Origin of the sequence: Paenibacillus larvae subsp. larvae, assembly GCF_002003265.1 — a bacterium.
GTDB classification, from domain to species: Bacteria; Bacillota; Bacilli; order Paenibacillales; family NBRC-103111; genus Paenibacillus_H; species Paenibacillus_H larvae.
In genome coordinates, this window is the sequence record NZ_CP019687.1 from 3913684 (window position 1) to 3932715 (window position 19032).

Here is a 19032-nt window from a genome sequence, read left to right on the forward strand (position 1 = left end):
AAGAGTGGCCTTCAAAGCCACTCTTTCTTTTTGAACAAAATCATCATAAAAATGCCTATAACAATCATAAATCCCAGCATAAATTCATCCATATGAGGGATATGAAGCAGCCCGGCAATATTGTCAAAGTTCATTCCGAAAACCCCGGTAATAAAGGTAAGCGGCATGAAGATGGTCGTAAGAGCCGTAAAGATTCTCATAATTTCATTCGCCCGGTTGGCGACGCTGGCCTGATAGGCTTCGCGCAAGTTGCCCATCAGATCGCGCAAGGTATCAAACGTATCCACACTTTTGACGGCATTCTCATAAATATCCCCGAAATATTTTTGCAGTTCGTTGCTGATGAGCCGCAGTTCTTTACGGTGAAGTACACCTACTACATCCCGCTGGGGGACAAGCATCTTCTTCAGCATCAGAATTTCGCCGCGCAGACCGATAATCTCATTCAAATGCGACTTTTTGGTTTTCATGAGAATATCCTCTTCGAGTTTTTCAATCTTATCTTCAATCCGGTCCCCGACCGCCATATAATTATCGACAATTAAATCGACAAGATGATATAAAAAATGGTCCGGACTATTGACTTCCTCTTCCCATAGAAAAGGCTTGATTGCCCGCAGCTCATTGATTTTTTGCCGGGTTACGGTGATGATGAAATGTTTGCCTAAGAAAATGTTAACTGCTCTCAGGAAAATCTCCTCATCGTCAAACCGGATGCTGTTAAAAACGATAAAATAATGAGACTCATAAAATTCAAGTTTAGGACGCTGTTCCTCTTCGTTCAGCAGATCCTCCAAAGCCAGCTCGTGCAGATGAAAGAGAGGCTGCAGGTTTTCCAGATCCTCCACGCTGGCATCAATCTAGTAAAATCCGGATTCAGGAGGAGTGAGCGTCTCCTTCACATCTTCGATCAGAGTAAAAACACCATTCTGAACTAAGCGTGTTTTCATGATTTTCCACCCCTTTGATCAGGCAGGAAAAGCAGTAGACCCGCCTAGCTCCGAAAGAAGATTCCTTATATGTAGCAACCGCCGGATCAACTGCTCCTCTTGCATATAAAATTGTATGATTGCAAGGAAAAATGAACAAACCGTCTACTCCTCGGTCGGTCCCCGTCCATTTAAGGTTCTCCCCTTTACGTTTACAATGTCTAATACTTGTCTAGTATATACCTACATTTTCCACGATTCAAGAAGTAATGTCTGGGACTAATCCCGTTTCTATTCTCTTCTCAGCTTATGGAAATCCGGGAAGTTTCGTGACTTTTCGCATTGAGAATGTGCTTGACTTCCGGTATAGAATCCATTAGAGTACTTAGTAAGTAATCCTAAAATTGCATAAGGTTACACTCTTATCAAGAGTAGGTGGAGGGACTGGCCCGATGATACCCGGCAACCGACATTTCCATGCAGTTGACCTGCAGGGATATGCACGGTGCTAATTCTTGCGGAAACAAACGTTTCTGAGAGATGAGAGAGGACGTCCAACCCAACAGGTTTAAGGCCTTTCTCTTATGGAGAAGGGCCTTTTTGCATAGAAGAATGCATATTCGCCCGGTATAGGCCCGTCTTCTGTGACCCGGGAGAGGTACAGTTAATTTATCGGGTCTCTGCAGGGATAACGAAGTCGGACCCCTATCTTAGGCCGCCCTTTCCGGGGACCTTCAATGGCCATTCCCAAGCAGCTTTCGAATTCGATTCATGTAAAAGGAGTGATTGTGATGCCGATTAAAGTACCGGATCATTTACCGGCGAAGGAAGTATTGGGCAGAGAGAATATTTTTGTAATGGATGAATCAAAGGCGTTTCATCAGGATATTCGCCCGCTGCGCATAGCTATTTTAAACCTGATGCCCACCAAAGAAACTACGGAGACTCAATTGCTCCGACTGCTGTCCAATTCACCGCTTCAGGTGGAATTTGTCCTGCTTCACCCTAAAACTCATCAATCCAAAAATACATCTGTGGAGCATCTGACCACCTTTTACAAAACGTTTGAGAACGTAGAGCATGAGAATTTTGATGGGATGATCATCACCGGTGCACCGGTAGAACAGTTGGACTTCGAACAAGTGTCTTACTGGCAGGAGCTGAAACAGATTATGGACTGGAGCGTGGAACATGTAACGTCAACGCTTCATATTTGCTGGGCAGCCCAAGCCGGATTGTACCATCATTTCGGCATTCCGAAATATGGGCTTAAGGATAAAATCTTTGGAGTCTACCCGCATATAGTGACAAAACCAAGTGAAAAGCTGGTGAGGGGATTTGATGAGGTATTTTACGCCCCCCAATCCCGCCATACTGAAGTCCGCAGGGAAGACATAGATAAAGTGAAGGAACTCGAAATCTGGTCCGAATCTCCGGATGCGGGAGTCTACCTGGTTGCCACGAAGGATGCCAAACAAATCTTTGTGACAGGACACTCGGAATACGATGCGGATACACTTAAATGGGAATATGACCGTGACGTCCAAAAAGGGATGAATATGGCCATTCCCAAAAATTACTATCCGGATGATGATCCGAACCGCAAACCTTTGAATAAATGGAGGGCGCATGCTAACTTACTATTTGCCAATTGGCTAAACTATTGCGTTTACCAGGAGACTCCATACGACTTGAACACACTTTCTTTGCAATCAACCCGATGTTGACTTTAGCCTAAGGATAAATCTTTTCCTTTGTACAGACAAGGGAGCGAAAGAGGATGGGAATACATGAAAATAGAAAGTAAACTTGCACAAATAGGATCTCAATCAGAACCGGTAACCGGAGCAGTCAGTTTTCCGGTTGTTCATTCCACAGCTTACCGCCATCCGAGGCTCGGACAAAGCACCGGGTTCGACTATACCCGTACAAAAAATCCGACAAGGGCCGTGCTGGAGGAGGCAATTGCCGAATTGGAGAAAGGGGATGGAGGCTTTGCGTGTTCCTCCGGAATGGCCGCACTGCAAACCATCTTCGCATTGTTTGCTCAAGGGGACCATTTGATCGTCTCGTTGGACTTATATGGAGGCACGTACCGCTTGCTTGAACAAATCATGACCCGGTTTGGCGTAACGGCAACGTATGTGGATACAGATGATATACAAGCGCTGGACCGGGCTTACCGGGAAGGGTCTACCAAAGCCGTCCTGATTGAGACGCCAACCAATCCGCTGATGATGATAACCGATATAGCCAAAATATCCGCCTGGGCCAAAGAAACGTCCCTGCTGACCATTGTAGACAATACCCTGCTTACGCCTTTTTTTCAGCGGCCGTTGGAGCTCGGGGCTGATATTGCGATCCATAGTGCCACCAAATATTTGGGGGGCATAATGACGTCTTGGCAGGACTTATCGTAACCAAAGGGAAAAAACTGTCTGAGGAGATGTTCTTCTTACATAACTCCATCGGAGCAGTGTTGGGGCCCCAGGATAGCTGGCTGCTGATGAGAGGAATGAAGACACTTGCTCTTCGCATGGAACGGCACGAATATAATGCGGTCCGTGTGGCTCAATATTTGCAGCAGCACAGTCTGGTGACAGAAGTCTTTTATCCCGGGCTGGGAAGTCATCCGAGCCATGTTGTTCAGAGCAGACAGTCTTCAGGAAATACGGGCATCCTTTCGTTTAAAGTAAAAGACAGCCGCCTCGTTGAACCCATTCTGCGTTATATCAAGCTGATTGCATTTGCCGAAAGTCTGGGCGGAGTGGAATCTCTTATGACATATCCGGCCGTACAGACGCACGCCGATATTCCCCAGGAAATCCGGGATCAGGTCGGTGTTGATGACCGCTTGCTGCGCTTCTCCGTCGGGATAGAGCATGTGGAAGACCTGATCGCTGATCTGGACCAGGCCTTGGCAAAGGCTGGGGAAGAAATTGAAAAGGGAGAATTGGTTGATGAGTGAATGTAAGTCAAACCAACCGGGAGAGAAGGCTGTCCAAAAGGCCGGATTTGGTACGCGTCTGCTCCACTTTGGCGGGGAAATTGATAAGCAAACAGGTGCATCAAGCGTTCCAATTTATCAGGCATCGACCTTTCATCATGAGGACCTGGAGAATCCGCCGGTATTTGACTATACCCGCTCCGGCAATCCTACCCGGCAAGCTTTGGAAGACTATATCGCCGGCCTGGAAGGAGGGGCGAGGGGATTTGCTTTTGCCTCCGGTATGGCGGCCATCTCCTCCGCGTTTATGCTGCTTTCTGCAGGAGATCATGTGATCTGTACAGAGGATGTATACGGAGGTACGTACCGCGTTCTGACCGTAATCCTGAAGCGGATGAATATAGAAACCACCTTTGTTGACATGACCAGGCTGGATAAGGTACAAGCCGCATTAAGGCCGAATACTAAGGTGGTTTATATGGAGACTCCTTCCAATCCGACGCTTAAAATAACGGATGTAGCCGCGGTAACGGCATGGGCAAAGGAGCATGGTCTTTTGACCATGCTGGATAGTACCTTTATGACGCCTTATTATCAAAGACCGATTGAACAGGGTGTGGACCTTGTCCTGCACAGTGCCACCAAATTCCTGGGAGGGCACAGTGACGTGCTGGCCGGACTTGCCGTAACTGCGGACGCCAGCCTGGGACGCCGCATGAAACAGGTACAGAATGCCTTCGGCAATGTCCTTGGCATGCAGGACAGCTGGCTGCTTATGAGAGGCATGAAAACATTGCAAGCCCGCATGGAGGCATCCGAACGGGGAGCAAGACGGCTTGCACAATGGCTTTCCGGAAGGGACGACATCATTGCCGTATACTATCCGGGATTGCCGGATCATCCCGGCAGAGAAATACATGAGAGGCAATCGTCCGGTTATGGCGCCGTAGTATCCTTTGATGTGGGCAGCGGGGAGTGTGCACGCCAGCTGATGAGCCGGGTCCGCATTCCTCTGGTAGCCGTCAGCTTAGGGGCGGTAGAAAGTATTTTGTCTTATCCGGCCATGATGTCCCATGCGGCAATGCCGAAAGAGGTACGACTGGAAAGAGGGATTACGGACGGACTTGTGCGTTATTCTGTCGGACTTGAAGAGGTGGAGGATCTGATCTCGGATATTGAACAAGCGCTGGCCTGATGATTGGAATCTGGTGATCCGGTATCACTCGGGATAAAACGGGAGAACAAATCGCTTTTATTTGCACCGTGACCAGATTGGTAGTTTTGTGTTAGGATGATACTAGCGCTTTGTTGCACAGATGGCAAGGGCAGCAAATGATAAAGAGGTGAGTGTTGTGAATCCAATCGATCGTATCTTGGATAAAGCCGTATCCGGGGAACGTATTGATATAGACGAATGCATTACACTATATCAATCGGACGAGATTGAAAAAATGGGGCACGCAGCTAATCAGATTATGAAAAGATTTCATCCCGATCCTATAGCGACATTCGTAATCGGGCGGAATATAAACTATACGAATATATGCGATGTTTATTGCAGGTTTTGTGCTTTCTACCGGGATCCCGGATCGGCAGAGGGATACGTGCTTCCGGATGAGACCATATTCCAAAAAATTCAGGAGACGATAGATGTAGGCGGTACGGAAATTTTGATGCAGGGCGGAACAAACCCGAACCTGAAATTCAGCTATTATACGAATTTATTAAGGGAAATCAAAAAACGCTTTGACATCACCATGCATTCCTTCTCTCCGGCAGAAATCATGAAAATGAAGGAAGTTTCGGATGGTCTAACTCTTGAAGAGGCTCTGCGTGAATTGCATGAAGCGGGTCTGGATTCGCTTCCGGGCGGCGGGGCGGAAATTTTGGATGACCGGACACGGCGTAAGATCAGCCGTAAAAAAGGCTCCTGGAAAGAATGGATGGAAGTTATGCAGACCGCTCACCGGATCGGAATGAACACAACCGCAACCATGGTTATCGGATTCGGCGAGACGTATGAGGAGCGGGCCCTTCATATGCTCCGGGTACGAGATGCCCAAGATGAGTGTATAAGAAACGGGTATAATTCCAAAGGTTTTCTCGCCTTCATTCCGTGGACTTTCCAGCCGGAAAATACGAATCTCAAAGTGGAAAAGGCCACACCTGAAGAATATTTGAAGACGCTGGCCATCAGCCGGATTATGCTGGACAACATCGAGAACTTCCAGGCTTCCTGGGTAACCATGGGACCTGAAATTGGCAAGCTGACCTTAAGCTACGGATGTAACGATTTTGGCAGTACGATGATCGAGGAAAATGTGGTTTCAGCCGCCGGCACTACCCATAAAGTCAATATCGGTTCAACTCTCGACCTGATCCGCCAAGCAGGCAAAATTCCGGCACAACGCAATACACGTTATGATATTTTGCGGATATTCCACGAGGAAGAAAAAGTTGAGAAAGATTTTGTGATGCAAAATTAAAGAAGAGTAATAGAAAAGCTTATCCGGACTCATCGGAAGGGATAAGCTTTTTTAAAAGGTTATTTTTGAAAAAGAAGAAACCGCGCTATCGATAGCATTTATTTTTGTTTGCATGAATCAATTTCATATCTAAGTTATGAAATTGATTATCTTTCTACGGAAACCTCCCCGTCTCCAAGACGGCGAAGGCGTTCTCTCTTCGTTTTTCCCCTTCTTTTTTGATACAAAGATTCAACTGCGTAGACAAGAAGGAACATGCTTTCTACAACCAAAACCGCCCCGATAATATCCAGAATTACATGCTGCTTAATAAAAACAGTTGAAGCAATAATAAGCAGGGCCATGACATTCGTTACCAATTTAATTCCGCGCTGAATACTGGATGATTGATGAATACCCTTCATGACAACATAAGCCTGTACAACATGAATGCTTGGAAAGCAGTTAAATGGTTTGTCCATATTATAGACTATATTGACCAGTGGAATAAACAGACTATCATACCCGCTGATATCTGGTCTTGGTACCGTCGTCTGATAAACAAAATAAATGATATAGCAGATTATGAGACTGAGATTCAGGGCGGCCACTGTCCGGTAATAATTAGGCCGGTCCTTGAAACACAAATAGATAATGGAAAAGAGTACAAAAGCGTACCAGGCTATATAAGGCAGTACAAAAATAGGCAGGAAAGGGACGGAGTGATCAATATCCGTAACCAGGCTTTCGGCTCCACGGTGACTGTTGTTCAAAAAATTATAAAAAATTCCTAAGGCCGGAATGCTGAGAAAAAACAAAAGAGCTTTCCAGTCCTGTTTGGTTATTCGTTGAAACATGTCAGTAACTCCTTCAGCTGTTTTAAACACATACCTCCAGTATATTGAAAACCGCTCCAATTAGCCAATCCATTTTTTATATTCGTTTCCTGTTATAACCCTTTTTTCTTGCCTATCTCCTGCTTTGCCTCTTTTATTCCAATATTTCTGCTCTCCCGGCTGCCAAATTGTTGGTCGTATATCTAAAATAAGTGAGCCATATACTGAAAAAGATGAACCAATGGCCATTACAAGGAAAGGAGTGACGCACTTGGAACTTCCACATCTTGTTCTACACGACCGTACAGATGACTATGCTATTAGCTTGGCCAACCGGATACGTACCCTGCTGGATGCTGATCCCGCTTCCCGGCTCTCCTTGATGATTGACTATACGGATAGCAAATCCTGTGTACATTTAAAGTTCAGGCCGCCTACTTCCGGAAAGCCGCTTCAGGTGGATGTGGTCCGGGTAAACCGGTACATAGCACAGGCTCTAGCCGAACATATTGTGATGGAAGAGGAAAAGCACCTGGTGAAAGCATTTATAACAGAGGGTCTAAAGAAGCTCCCGTCCGCAAATTTAGAGATGATTCACGATTTTTGCATTGAACTGTTGAACGGGGAAGGAGAATCTGCAGAGTTGGGCAAAAAAGAGGGGGTTGCTTACAGCTCATCATTCAGGCGTCAGCAAAAACTGGCCGATGCCGTTGAAACATATTTGCAGGAAAACAGGCGGCTGCATGTAGAAGGTTTCATGCGCTTCCGGCTTAATGACTATATGAACGATTTACGGGAGGTTGTAGAATATGCGTTTGAAGAATACCGGATGGAACAGCAGTATCAGGAATTCATAGCCTTACTGAAATATTTTGTGTATATCCAGGAAACCAAAATTCAGGCTGTCCATCTTATTCACAAAGGTGGTCATGAATTCACGATATTGGACGAGCAATTGAAACCTATTCATACGGGTACCACAGAAACGTCCATTACTTTGGAAATGATTGAGAAGGATATGAATTTTGAGGACATGATTGTCAGTACTCTAATTACTGTCTCGCCGGAAAATATTTATATCCATACCCGTGAACCCGAACTGACGATCATCAAGACCATCATGCAAATCTATGAGGATCGGACAACACTTTGTTCCTATTGCAGGCAGTGCCAGCCCTTTTTAGGAAAACCGGATAAGCAGGATCAGTTCTACCCTTGACCACGGGAAGCCGCATGCTTATAATGAAAGAATAAAGAAGCTAGGTATGATGCAAATGGCAGTAATCAAAGACATGAATGTTTTGTCCGAGGCTGTTGCAGAGAGAGAAGCATTAGCTGAAAGCTTCTTCAGCTTAAGCCTAACATTTACCCCTTTGTAGCCGTAATGTGGAACGTCTGGTTTTCCTGCTTTACAGGAACCGGCCAGTATATATTACCGGATCATTCCCGTTACCGAATGTTAAAATGAGGATCAGCCGTCCATTAGACGGTTTGGTCGAAATTAGGGTGGAACCACGAGAAGAATTGCACTCGTCCCTTCCGGGAAGAGTGCTTTTTTGTGTTCAAATGAAAAGAGATGTATCTAGCAAGGAGGACTCGTTATGATTCAAGTAACTTTGCCAAATGGGGCCATTAGAGAATATCCGAAAGGTACTACTGTTGGAGAAGTAGCAGCTTCCATCTCAAGCGGTTTGAAAAAGCAGGCTGTTGCCGGAAAAATGGACGGGCAGCCGGTTGATCTAAGCCGCCCGATTGAGTACAATGCCGCAGTGGAAATATGGACCCTGGATTCCGAGGAAGGTTTGGAAGTGTACCGTCACAGCACCGCTCACCTGATGGCGCAGGCCCTTAAACGCATTTACGGGGAAAAAGCAGTTAAACTAGGTATCGGTCCGGTAATTGAAGGCGGTTTTTACTATGATATTGATATGGAGACATCCCTCACACCTGAGGATCTGGGCAAGATTGAAAAAGAAATGGAAAAAATCATTAAAGAGGATCTTCCAATCACCCGCCGTGTTGTCAGTAAGGAAGAGGCTATTCGGATTTATGAGGAGATAGAGGATCCGCTTAAGCTGGAATTGATTCATGAGTTCCCGGAAGATGCAACGATCACCATTTATGATCAGGGTGAATTTTTTGACTTGTGCCGCGGCCCGCATCTCCCATCAACTGGCCGCATCAAAGCGTTCAAATTGCTCAGTGTTGCCGGGGCCTATTGGCGTGGAGACTCAGACAATAAAATGCTTCAGCGGATTTACGGAACGGCATTTCCGAAAAAATCCCAGTTGAAAGAACATTTGCACCTGCTTGAAGAAGCCAAAAAACGTGACCACCGCAAACTTGGCAAAGATCTAAAGATTTTCAGCTTCTCGCGCGAGGTTGGACAAGGGCTTCCGCTATGGCTTCCTAATGGAGCCACAATCCGGCGGACGCTGGAACGTTATATTGTTGATTTGGAGGAGAAGCTTGGCTATCAGCATGTATACACACCAGTACTGGCCAACGTGGACCTGTATAAAACTTCCGGCCATTGGGAGCATTACCGGGAGGACATGTTCCCCCCTATGCAGCTTGATAATGAAGAACTTGTGCTTCGTCCGATGAACTGTCCGCATCATATGATGGTTTATAAAAATGAACTGCACAGCTACAGGGATCTTCCTATCCGGATAGCTGAACTTGGAACTATGCACCGCTATGAGATGTCAGGAGCATTGACCGGATTGCACCGCGTCAGGGCGATGACTTTAAATGACGCCCATATTTTCTGCCGTCCTGATCAGATCAAAGAAGAATTTGCCCGTGTTATTACCTTAATCCGCCAAGTGTATGCTGACTTTGGCATCACAGATTACAGATTCCGCCTTTCTTATAGGGATCCTCAAGATACAGATAAATATTTCCCGAATGATGAAATGTGGGAAATGTCCCAGCGTATGTTGAAAGAAGTGGTTGAAGAGCTCCGTCTTCCTTATTATGAAGCAGAAGGGGAAGCAGCATTCTATGGGCCTAAGCTGGATGTGCAGATTAAAACAGCTTTGAAAAAAGAGGAAACCCTATCCACCGCACAGCTCGACTTTTTGCTCCCTGAACGATTTGAGCTGGAATATGTAGGTGAGGATGGACAAAAGCACAGACCGGTCGTAATTCACCGGGGCATAGTAAGCACAATGGAACGTATGACAGCCTTCCTGCTTGAAAACTTTGCGGGGGCACTGCCAACATGGCTCTGTCCGGTTCAGGCTAAAATACTGCCTGTTTCGTCTGCCTTCAATGATTATGCAAAGGAAATGGAAGATCGCCTGAAGCAAGCAGGCATCCGTGTTGCCGCCGATCTGCGCAATGAGAAGCTCGGGTACAAAATCCGTGAGTCCCAACTTGAAAAGGTTCCGTTTATGCTGGTGGTGGGTGAAAATGAAAAACAATCCGGTTCCTTCTCGGTCCGCCGCAGAGGAGAGGGAGACCTTGGAGTTCATTCCGCAGATGCCCTGATTCAAATGATCCGGGAAGAGATTGACACAAAAAAAGTGCAGCCAATATCTGAATAAAATCTTATTAGAAAAAGAGCCGATGAAAAGGCTCTTTTTTTGCATAATTTTCCCTTGTCTTTGGTAATAATACCTTTATCTTCTAGTAAATGTTTAATCCTCAACAAGAATGGACACCTTTATTAGTAGGAGGGGGGATTTTATGCTGCATCAATTAAATGCCAAGTGGTTAAGCATGATCATGGCTTTCAATGTAGCTCTGATATTAGGAGGACAAAACCAGGCCGCCGTTCCAGGAGAGGCATTAATAGAGCGGACTTCTTCTTTAGAACAAAGGGAAGCCAAGGATAATTCCAAAACCGCCGCTATTAAAGAAGTGAACATCTCATTAGTGCCTAAACTTGGACCGGATCAAGCGGCGGGTGCCAGCTCCCAAAGTTATAAATTTACACCTGTATTACAGCATGATTTACAGCGCTATCAAGCTATTGAAGTGGTTGCAACAGGTTACTATGCGGGTGTGGAATCTACAGGCAAGCATCCGGGGCATCCGGAATACGGAATTACCCGATCAGGGATTAAGGTAAAGCGGGACGAAAGCGGTTTGTCTACAATTGCAGCTGACCCCAAAATCTTCCCGATGGGATCTGTTTTGTATATACCAGGGTATGGTTACGGTATCGTAGCTGATACAGGAGGTGCCATTAAAGGGAAAAAAATTGACTTGTTTTACAATACCAAAGAAGATATTTATAAAGAATGGGGTAAAAAAAAGCTGAATGTTTATCTGGTGAAAAAAGGAGACGGGAAAGTGAATCAAAAGAAATGGAATGAACTGGTTCAGGAAATTTTCTTACAAAAAACACCGGATACCCCGAAACTATAGAAAAAAAATAGTCGTACCCTTTTGGGGGGACTATTTTTTTGTTTAAAGGAGATATCTTTACCAACATAAAAGAAGGCCAAAACATCCACAATAGGTTTAAGGGGAGGTGATTTTGATAATGAAAAATAAAAACAAACAAAACAGAAAAGCATTTGCCGACACTGAATTCGCAAGCGAAGCAGGAGCAAACACAACCGCTGCCGACACTGAATTCGCAAGCGAAGCAGGAGCAAACAGAACCGCTGCCGACACTGAATTCGCAAGCGAAGTAAGAGCAAACAGAACTTCTGCGGATACTGAATTTGCAAATGAAGTAACCAGCAAACAGAACCGCTGCGGACACTGAATTTGCAAATGAAGTAACAGCAAACAAGAAATTCCGGCAAGAAAATAGGAATACTTGCAGATAACATGGTACAAACAGGAAGGAGAAGCACACGCTTCTCCTTCCTGTTTTTTCTAAACTGGACTCGGTCCCGAGACTGAGACAACTTTCCCGCTTCGGTCTCTTTTCTCCTGGTGACTACTTAGGTAAACTGAGAATATCAAAAAGTCATGGAGGAAGTACGGATGAACAGACATGTGCTGCGCAATGTGATTTGGGGACTTGTGCTCATCGGACTAGGGGTTATATTCATTTTATTCCTTACCGGCACTTTTGATTTTGATAAGGATGCAGGAGATTTTATAGCAGAGATTTTTACAACATACTGGCCTGTTTTACTTATCGTTGGAGGCCTATCCGGAGTACTTTCAAGCACAAAGGATTATGGGTCTCATATTGGAAGCATGGTCCTGGTGGCTATCGGAAGTTTTTTCCTGATGCGTAATCTAGGCATGCCTTTCGCTGAACATATAAAGGATATCTGGAAATTTATTATTCCTGCTATCCTGATTGGAACAGGTCTTAGCTTTCTGTTAAATCCGGGCCGCCAGACCACACGCCAGAATCATTACGAAGAATACAAAGAGGACTACAAAGACTATGAATGGCAGGACAAAAATTTTGATCACCGTCCTCCTTATGAAAGTTCCCAATCAGACCCCAAAGAAGGGAAAGAGGAAATAAAAGAATGGAAGGAGAACCTGAAGGATTGGAAAAACGATTGGAAGTATCAGCAAAAAAATAAAAGAAAACGTAAACTTGATGAGGAGGAAAATGATTATCAGACGAAAGACTTTCCTCCACCTGACTATGACCCTATGTTTGCCTCCAATCCAAGACAAACTGAAAACCGGTCTGGATTCATAGGGGATATTCGAATCGGAGGAGATTATTGGGAACTTCACCCAATGAACATTTCCTATTTTATTGGGGATACCAAAATCGACATGACCAAAGCCATGATCCCATACGGCCGAACCGATATTCATATCTCAGCTTTTATCGGGGATGTAAAAATCTTTTTGCCTAATGATATTGACCTTGAAGTAAAAGTGAAGGCTTCTTCTGTAATCGGGGATATGAAAATTATGGACCGGCGGGAAGACGGACTCTTGCGGAGTATGAATTATCAAACTCCCTTTTATGGGGACGGTTTAAAACAGCTTGTAATTCATGTTAGTTTATTTATTGGTGACGTGTCAGTAAAGAAGGTGGGATAACAAGTGCTGCAAAAACTGAAAAACGTCAATATCAAATGGCAGCTTGTTTCCTATATTCTAATATCGAATCTTCTGACTGCCGCGCTTCTTCTCATAACCTTTCTCACCTTTCAGCTTCAGGAAAAAGGAATTCTATGGACGATCCTGATTGTACTTGCAGTCCTGATGCTTTCCGTGGTTGTCGGATATAAAGCCGCAAGAACGGTCCAACGGAAACTGGACCAACTGCAGGAAGCCATGTTGGAAGTATCCAAAGGCAACTTTTCCAGCCGGATCAAGGTTCAATCTTCAGATCCCTTCAATGATATTGAACAGGTTTTCAATGTAATGGCGAAATCTATGGAACAGCGTGTTCAAATGCTGCAAAAGCTGGGGGAAAAAAGTTCGTTATCTGAAAAGGAAACTAAGCAGGAAGCTATAATGGAAGAACGGAGAAGACTGGCCAGAGATTTACACGATACTGTAAGTCAGGAACTGTTTGCGATTCATATGTCCGCCTCTTCTCTTCCTAAGATTTGCGAAGTAAATCCAAGGGGGGCTGAGCATGTAATGCAGCAGCTGATCCAGATGTCGCATCATGCCCAGAAACAGATGAGGGGGCTTATTTCCCAACTGAGACCGATTGAACTGAACGGAAGTACACTGGAGGAGGCGATCGGACGATGGTTTCTGGAATATTGCCGGGCAAACGAACTTCAGGGCCATTTGGAAGTGGAGCTCAATGAGCCCATGTCGGAACCTATAGAACAACAGCTGTTCTTAATTATCCAGGAGGGGATGGCCAATATTGTCAAGCATGCGGCAGCTTCGGAAGTTTATTTATCCATCCATGAGCTGGAGCACCAGTATGTCATGCAGCTCCAGGATAATGGACATGGATTTGAACAAAAATCAGTAACTTCTGCTTCTCATGGACTGGCTACAATGAGGGAGCGTTCGGAGAAATTGGGCGGAACGACAGAAATCATAAGTAAACAAGGAGCCGGAACAAGGGTAAAGGTGCAGATTCCCAAGTTTCCGGAACATGTGGAAGGATGAGGGGGAAAAGGAATGAACAGCGCAATTCGGGTCATGATTGTAGATGATCATGATATGGTTAGGATGGGATTGAAAACGTATATTATGCTGGATCCGGAGTTGGAAGTATGCGCTGAGGCTTCAGATGGAAAAGCTGCGGTTGCTCTCCTTGAGCAAATGGCGGAGGAGGAACGTCCTCAGGTTATCCTGATGGATCTGATGATGCCTAATATGAATGGCATTGAAACAACCAGGCTGGTTACCGAAACCTATCCTTCCATTAAGGTTGTAATGCTAACCAGCTTTCTGGAGGAAGACAAGGTTCTGAAAGCCATTGAGGCGGGAGCAACAAGTTATGTATTGAAGACGGTTTCTTCGGAACAGTTAATTGAAGGAATCCATAAAGCCTCCCAGGGGATACCGGAAATGAATCCGGAAGTTTCCCTCGCCCTTACCAGAGGGCTCAGACAAAGAAATGCCCAGCCCGATGAGGAAGGCCTTACGATTCGTGAAAAAGAAGTGCTTCTTCTAATAGCCGACGGGAAAACCAACAAAGACATTGCTGAAGAACTACATATCAGCATTAAGACCGTAAAAACCCACGTCAGCAATTTGCTGATGAAATGTGAACTTGATGACCGTACTCAGCTCGCTATCTATGCCCACAGGAAAGGATGGGTACAAAATCCTTCTTAAGAGAATCCATATGACATGCTTATTCTGAAAAGCCGGGACCAGGTTTAAAGCCCGGTTTTTTGCCGTAAACTAGGGAACAATTGGCATAATGCGAAAGAAGAATTTCTGTAAAGCTTCTTGTTTCTTCACGACCGCATAGATTTTAACTGCCATTTATGCTTTTTTAATGTATGCTTAAGGAAGAGGGTCCATTATAAAGATAAGACGATCGCGGTTAAATGAAACCGTCGAGATAGAGAAACCCAATGTTATGGAGGACGAAACCATGGACGATCAAAACAAACGTAATCTTCATGATCCGGATCAGCCGGATAACAAAAATGCCGGATACACTCCTTCCGGTTCATCGGATCCGGAAATATCATCTTATTACTATTCTTCCGGACAAAATTCTTCCGAAAAGTATGAGAGGACCGGAGAACCTTCCACTTCCGTCCCCCCAGTGGCGAGTTCCGAGAGCACTCCCCGTGTGGATGTAACTCCTCCCCGCCCATTGAAGCCATTCGGCATAAGCGGGAATGGCGGGGACGGTTCAGGAAATTGGGGAGAAACCGGGAAGAAAAAGTCTTCCTTCAAAAGCCTTTTTGCCGCTTTTATGGCCGGTGTGGTACTTATTGGAGCATTGATGTGGGCCTCCGACTATTATAATTGGTTTACCTCCAAGCAGGCTTTAAATCAGGGAACCGGCACAAACTCAGGCAAGGATACATCAAACAGAAATAATTCTTCCAATACATCACTGACGAGTGCCCGCCCTGACAACATTCCGGATATGGTGAAGCAGGCAAGTCCTGCAGTAGTTCGGATAGATTTATTGAAAAAGAATGGCGGTAAAAATCCGCTGGAAGATGATCCTTTCTTCGGACAATTTTTTGGAAATCAGGATCAACAGGACCAACAGAATCAAGACTCAATGAAGCTAATGGGAATCGGTTCCGGTTTTTTCTTTGATAAATCCGGCTACATTCTAACGAATCAGCACGTAATTGACGGAGCGGACGAGATTCAGGTTAAGGTTCAAGGTTATGATAAGCCTTTTACAGCCAAATTGGTTGGCAGCAGCTCTCAGCTTGACCTGGCCTGTCTGAAAATTGAAGGGGATAAAGATTTTCCATTCCTTGAATTGGGAGACTCGGATCAGGTAGAAGTTGGACAAAGGCTGGTTGCTGTAGGAAACCCAAGAGGGTATGATCATACCGTTACAACCGGTGTACTCAGCGCTAAAGAACGTACTATTCCCTATATAGATAACAAAGGAGGAACTCGGAATTACGAACACTTGTTGCAGACCGATGCTTCCATTAATCCGGGGAACTCGGGAGGACCGTTGCTTAACATCAACGGACAAGTGATAGGCATTAACACCATGATAAGCTCTAATGCTCAAGGTATTGGCTTTGCCATCCCGACCTCTGTTGTTAACTCCGTTTTGGAAAATCTTAAAAAAGGCGAAGAAATAGCCGTTCCTTATATCGGTATCGCCATGCAGGATGTATCTAAAGAAATGATACAGGAACTGAAGCTGAAAGATACAAACGGTGTCTTCGTTTACAAGGTAGAACGCAAATCTCCTGCTTTCGATGCAGGACTCCGCCAATATGACGTGATTACGGAAGTAAACGGTCAAGCAGTGAAGACGAAAGAAGAATTCAGTAAAATCGTGAATTCCTCGAAAGTCGGGGATCAGCTGAAGTTAAGCGTTATGAGAAACGGGCAGCAGACAGAGATTACCGTCAAGGTGGGAGACCGTAATAAAGCTAAGACTCAGCAGTAGCGTTAGTAGTTTATGAAAAAGCTTTGATCAGGCACAGGAAGCAGGAAGAGGCGGACATCCGCTGCCTGCTTCCTTTTTGCAATAAACGTTTTGATAAATGTTATAATACAAGAGTGGACAGTTAAGAGAGGCAAAGAAAGGTAGAGAAAGGCGGGGCCTTATGAGGGAAAAAATTCTCGTGGTAGATGATGATGAAAAAATCACCTCGATGTTAAGAAGAGGGCTGGCTTTTGAAGGATATACTGTGGAAGTAGCCAATGACGGCAGCCAGGGGCTGAGACTAATGATGGAATATGACCCGCAGCTGATGATTCTGGACGTTATGATGCCGCATGTGGATGGCTGGGAAGTATGCCGGCGCGTACGCGAAGGGGGAAGTGACGTTCCGATTTTGATGCTGACAGCCAAGGATGAAATCAGTGACCGGGTTAAAGGGCTTGATATCGGGGCGGATGACTATCTGGTTAAGCCCTTTGCACTTGAGGAGCTTCTGGCCCGTGTTCGGGTACTTCTCCGCAGAAGGAGTGAGAGACCGGAAAGGCCGACAAACAAATTGACTTACCAAGACATTGCCATGGACCTGGATACCCGGGAAGTGTTCAGGGAGGATAAGCTCATAGAACTGACTACCAAGGAGTTTGATTTGTTACACCTGTTTTTGTTAAATCCCCGGAGAGTCCTGTCAAGGGACTTGATCATGGATAAAATATGGGGATATGACTACAGCGGGGAATCAAATGTACTGGAAGTTTACATTGCCTTGCTTCGCCAAAAAACGGAAGAACATGGTCATAAGCGTATTATCCAGACAGTTAGGGGAGCCGGTTATGTCTTGAGAGGGGAACACTAAATGTCCATCCGTGTCCGACTAACACTCTGGTATTCGGGGATATTGGCGGTGACCTTACTTCTGTTTGGTATGGGCCTGTTTCTGTTTTTAAACAACTATGTATACAATACCTTGGAAAATCAGCTGAGGGAAGAGGCTGTGAGAGTTTATGACCGGATACAGGCTACCGAAAGGATTTCTTTTGAGAAAGGATACTCCATTGAACTGGACTTTGGCAGAACAGATAAATTGAATACTTCGAATACATTTTTGCAGTTATCGAACTTACAGTTTGGACAGCAGAGCCGTTCCGCCAATTTAATTTCTGCGGATCTGAAGATTCCCTTGTCACAGGATACGGTAAACAAATTAGAACAAAAGGCTGATCCCTCCGGCTTCATGTTTACAACAGAAAAAATCGCTAACGACAGTTTCCTTGTATACAACCAGGGGCTCTGGCTGGAAAACCAGAGTCAGATGATAGGGGTTTTTCAGGCATCTGTTACGGTAACAACCTGGGAAAATTTTCTCAATATGCTGAAATATGTCCTATATACGCTTGCTTTTGCTGCTATCGGCATTGCCGCCACTTTTGGCTGGTTGTTATCCAGGGAGGCTTTAAAACCTATTGACAGGCTGATTGAAGCCACGAATCAAGTTCAAAAAGGAACAGATCTGGACAAACGGATTTTATATGACGGTCCGGCGGATGAGATAGGAAGACTTACTCATACGATCAACAACATGTTTGCCAGATTGGAGCTTGTATATACGGAATTGGAAGAAGCCTATAAGACTCAGCGCAGATTTGTCTCGGACGCTTCCCACGAGCTTAGGACTCCCTTGACCACCATACGGGGAAACGTAGATATTTTGGAAAAAATGTGGAAACAACAAATGGAGAGCAACAAGAAGTATGCATCCCAGGAAGATGCGGAGCAGCTTCAGATTTCTTTGGAAGCGATGCATGATATTTCCTCCGAAGCTCACAGGATGAGCAGACTGGTGAATGACCTGTTGTCTTTGGCCCGTGCTGATGCAGGTTTCCAAATGAATATACAGGAAATGGAAATAAAGCCTTTGGTTGAGGAAGTAGCACGCAGAGCCCAATTACTGGAACGGAAAGCCCAGTGGATTATAGGAGATTTAAGTGCTCTGGATGATGCTTTTGTTCTGGGAAACTATGATTACCTCCAGCAGTTGTTATTTATTTTCATAGAAAATGCATTTAAATATACTCCGCATGGTGAGGTACGTTTGGAAGCACAGAAAACAGATAATCAAATCGGTATCCAAATATCAGATACCGGCATTGGGATGGATAAAGAGGAGATTCCCTTTATTTTCGACCGCTTTTACCGGGCTGATCCTTCCCGGGGGAAAACAGCAGGAACAGGTCTTGGCCTTGCTATCGCTAAATGGATTCTGGATGAGCATAAAGGTTCCATAGAAGTAACCACAGCAAAAGGGAAAGGCAGTACATTTACCATATGGCTGCCCTGCCGCTTTCTTCCTGACCTTGCATGAGCTATAATGAAGTCAATGTCTGAAAGCCTC

General features: G+C 45.1%; 15 protein-coding genes, 1 pseudogene and 1 riboswitch. Of the genes and pseudogenes, 14 read left to right on the plus strand and 2 right to left on the minus strand.

Annotation, left to right across the window (positions count from 1 at the left end; all coding sequences use genetic code 11):
* Positions 1 to 11: 11 nt before the first annotated feature.
* Positions 12 to 860, minus strand: a complete 849-nt coding sequence (corA, locus tag BXP28_RS20350) for a magnesium/cobalt transporter CorA (protein ID WP_235430664.1) — start codon at positions 858 to 860, stop codon at positions 12 to 14.
* 488 nt (positions 861 to 1348) lie between these two features.
* Positions 1349 to 1476: riboswitch (SAM riboswitch) on the plus strand.
* 244 nt (positions 1477 to 1720) lie between these two features.
* Here corA and metA point away from each other — a divergent pair.
* From metA to mqnC, 4 genes and pseudogenes are all read left to right on the plus strand, one after another.
* The gene (metA, locus tag BXP28_RS20355; protein WP_036657521.1) at positions 1721 to 2656 is read left to right on the plus strand and encodes a homoserine O-acetyltransferase MetA; all 936 of its coding nucleotides are present in this window, start codon (positions 1721 to 1723) and stop codon (positions 2654 to 2656) included.
* 63 nt (positions 2657 to 2719) lie between these two features.
* A pseudogene (locus tag BXP28_RS20360) lies at positions 2720 to 3897 on the plus strand (aminotransferase class I/II-fold pyridoxal phosphate-dependent enzyme).
* Entirely contained in the window at positions 3890 to 5071 is a 1182-nt protein-coding gene (locus BXP28_RS20365) for an aminotransferase class I/II-fold pyridoxal phosphate-dependent enzyme (protein WP_023483773.1), read from the plus strand. The pseudogene BXP28_RS20360 and the gene BXP28_RS20365 overlap by 8 nt, the downstream one beginning before the upstream one ends.
* A 157-nt stretch (positions 5072 to 5228) precedes the next feature.
* The gene (gene mqnC / locus BXP28_RS20370) at positions 5229 to 6362 is read left to right on the plus strand and encodes a cyclic dehypoxanthinyl futalosine synthase (RefSeq protein WP_036657525.1); all 1134 of its coding nucleotides are present in this window, start codon (positions 5229 to 5231) and stop codon (positions 6360 to 6362) included.
* 146 nt (positions 6363 to 6508) lie between these two features.
* Here mqnC and BXP28_RS20375 read toward each other — a convergent pair whose 3' ends face one another.
* The gene (locus BXP28_RS20375) at positions 6509 to 7198 is read right to left on the minus strand and encodes a phosphatase PAP2 family protein (RefSeq protein ID WP_036656042.1); all 690 of its coding nucleotides are present in this window, start codon (positions 7196 to 7198) and stop codon (positions 6509 to 6511) included.
* A gap of 250 nt (positions 7199 to 7448) precedes the next feature.
* Between BXP28_RS20375 and BXP28_RS20380 the strand changes: the two genes are divergently transcribed.
* From BXP28_RS20380 to BXP28_RS20425, 10 genes are all read left to right on the plus strand, one after another.
* Positions 7449 to 8396 carry a putative sporulation protein YtxC gene (locus tag BXP28_RS20380; protein ID WP_051427991.1) on the plus strand — a complete coding sequence of 316 codons (948 nt, stop codon included), beginning with the start codon at positions 7449 to 7451 and terminating at the stop codon, positions 8394 to 8396.
* A gap of 382 nt (positions 8397 to 8778) precedes the next feature.
* Positions 8779 to 10728 carry a threonine--tRNA ligase gene (thrS, locus tag BXP28_RS20385; protein ID WP_077585188.1) on the plus strand — a complete coding sequence of 650 codons (1950 nt, stop codon included), beginning with the start codon at positions 8779 to 8781 and terminating at the stop codon, positions 10726 to 10728.
* Between the two features lie 142 nt (positions 10729 to 10870).
* Entirely contained in the window at positions 10871 to 11554 is a 684-nt protein-coding gene (locus BXP28_RS20390; RefSeq protein ID WP_023483778.1) for a 3D domain-containing protein, read from the plus strand.
* A gap of 118 nt (positions 11555 to 11672) precedes the next feature.
* Complete coding sequence (locus BXP28_RS20395) at positions 11673 to 11900, plus strand: hypothetical protein (protein ID WP_036656046.1); 228 nt, start codon at positions 11673 to 11675, stop codon at positions 11898 to 11900.
* A 224-nt stretch (positions 11901 to 12124) separates the two neighbouring features.
* The gene (liaF, locus tag BXP28_RS20400) at positions 12125 to 13159 is read left to right on the plus strand and encodes a cell wall-active antibiotics response protein LiaF (RefSeq protein WP_036656048.1); all 1035 of its coding nucleotides are present in this window, start codon (positions 12125 to 12127) and stop codon (positions 13157 to 13159) included.
* A 3-nt stretch (positions 13160 to 13162) separates the two neighbouring features.
* Entirely contained in the window at positions 13163 to 14197 is a 1035-nt protein-coding gene (locus BXP28_RS20405) for a sensor histidine kinase (protein WP_023483780.1), read from the plus strand.
* A gap of 12 nt (positions 14198 to 14209) precedes the next feature.
* Positions 14210 to 14872: a response regulator gene (locus BXP28_RS20410; RefSeq protein WP_024095191.1), complete on the plus strand. Its 663-nt coding sequence runs from the start codon at positions 14210 to 14212 to the stop codon at positions 14870 to 14872.
* A 265-nt stretch (positions 14873 to 15137) separates the two neighbouring features.
* Positions 15138 to 16646: a S1C family serine protease gene (locus BXP28_RS20415; RefSeq protein WP_036656051.1), complete on the plus strand. Its 1509-nt coding sequence runs from the start codon at positions 15138 to 15140 to the stop codon at positions 16644 to 16646.
* A 160-nt stretch (positions 16647 to 16806) separates the two neighbouring features.
* Positions 16807 to 17496, plus strand: coding sequence for a response regulator transcription factor (locus BXP28_RS20420; RefSeq protein WP_023483783.1), 690 nt, complete (start codon positions 16807 to 16809; stop codon positions 17494 to 17496).
* Complete coding sequence (locus BXP28_RS20425; RefSeq protein ID WP_024095190.1) at positions 17497 to 19002, plus strand: ATP-binding protein; 1506 nt, start codon at positions 17497 to 17499, stop codon at positions 19000 to 19002.
* Positions 19003 to 19032: the final 30 nt, after the last annotated feature.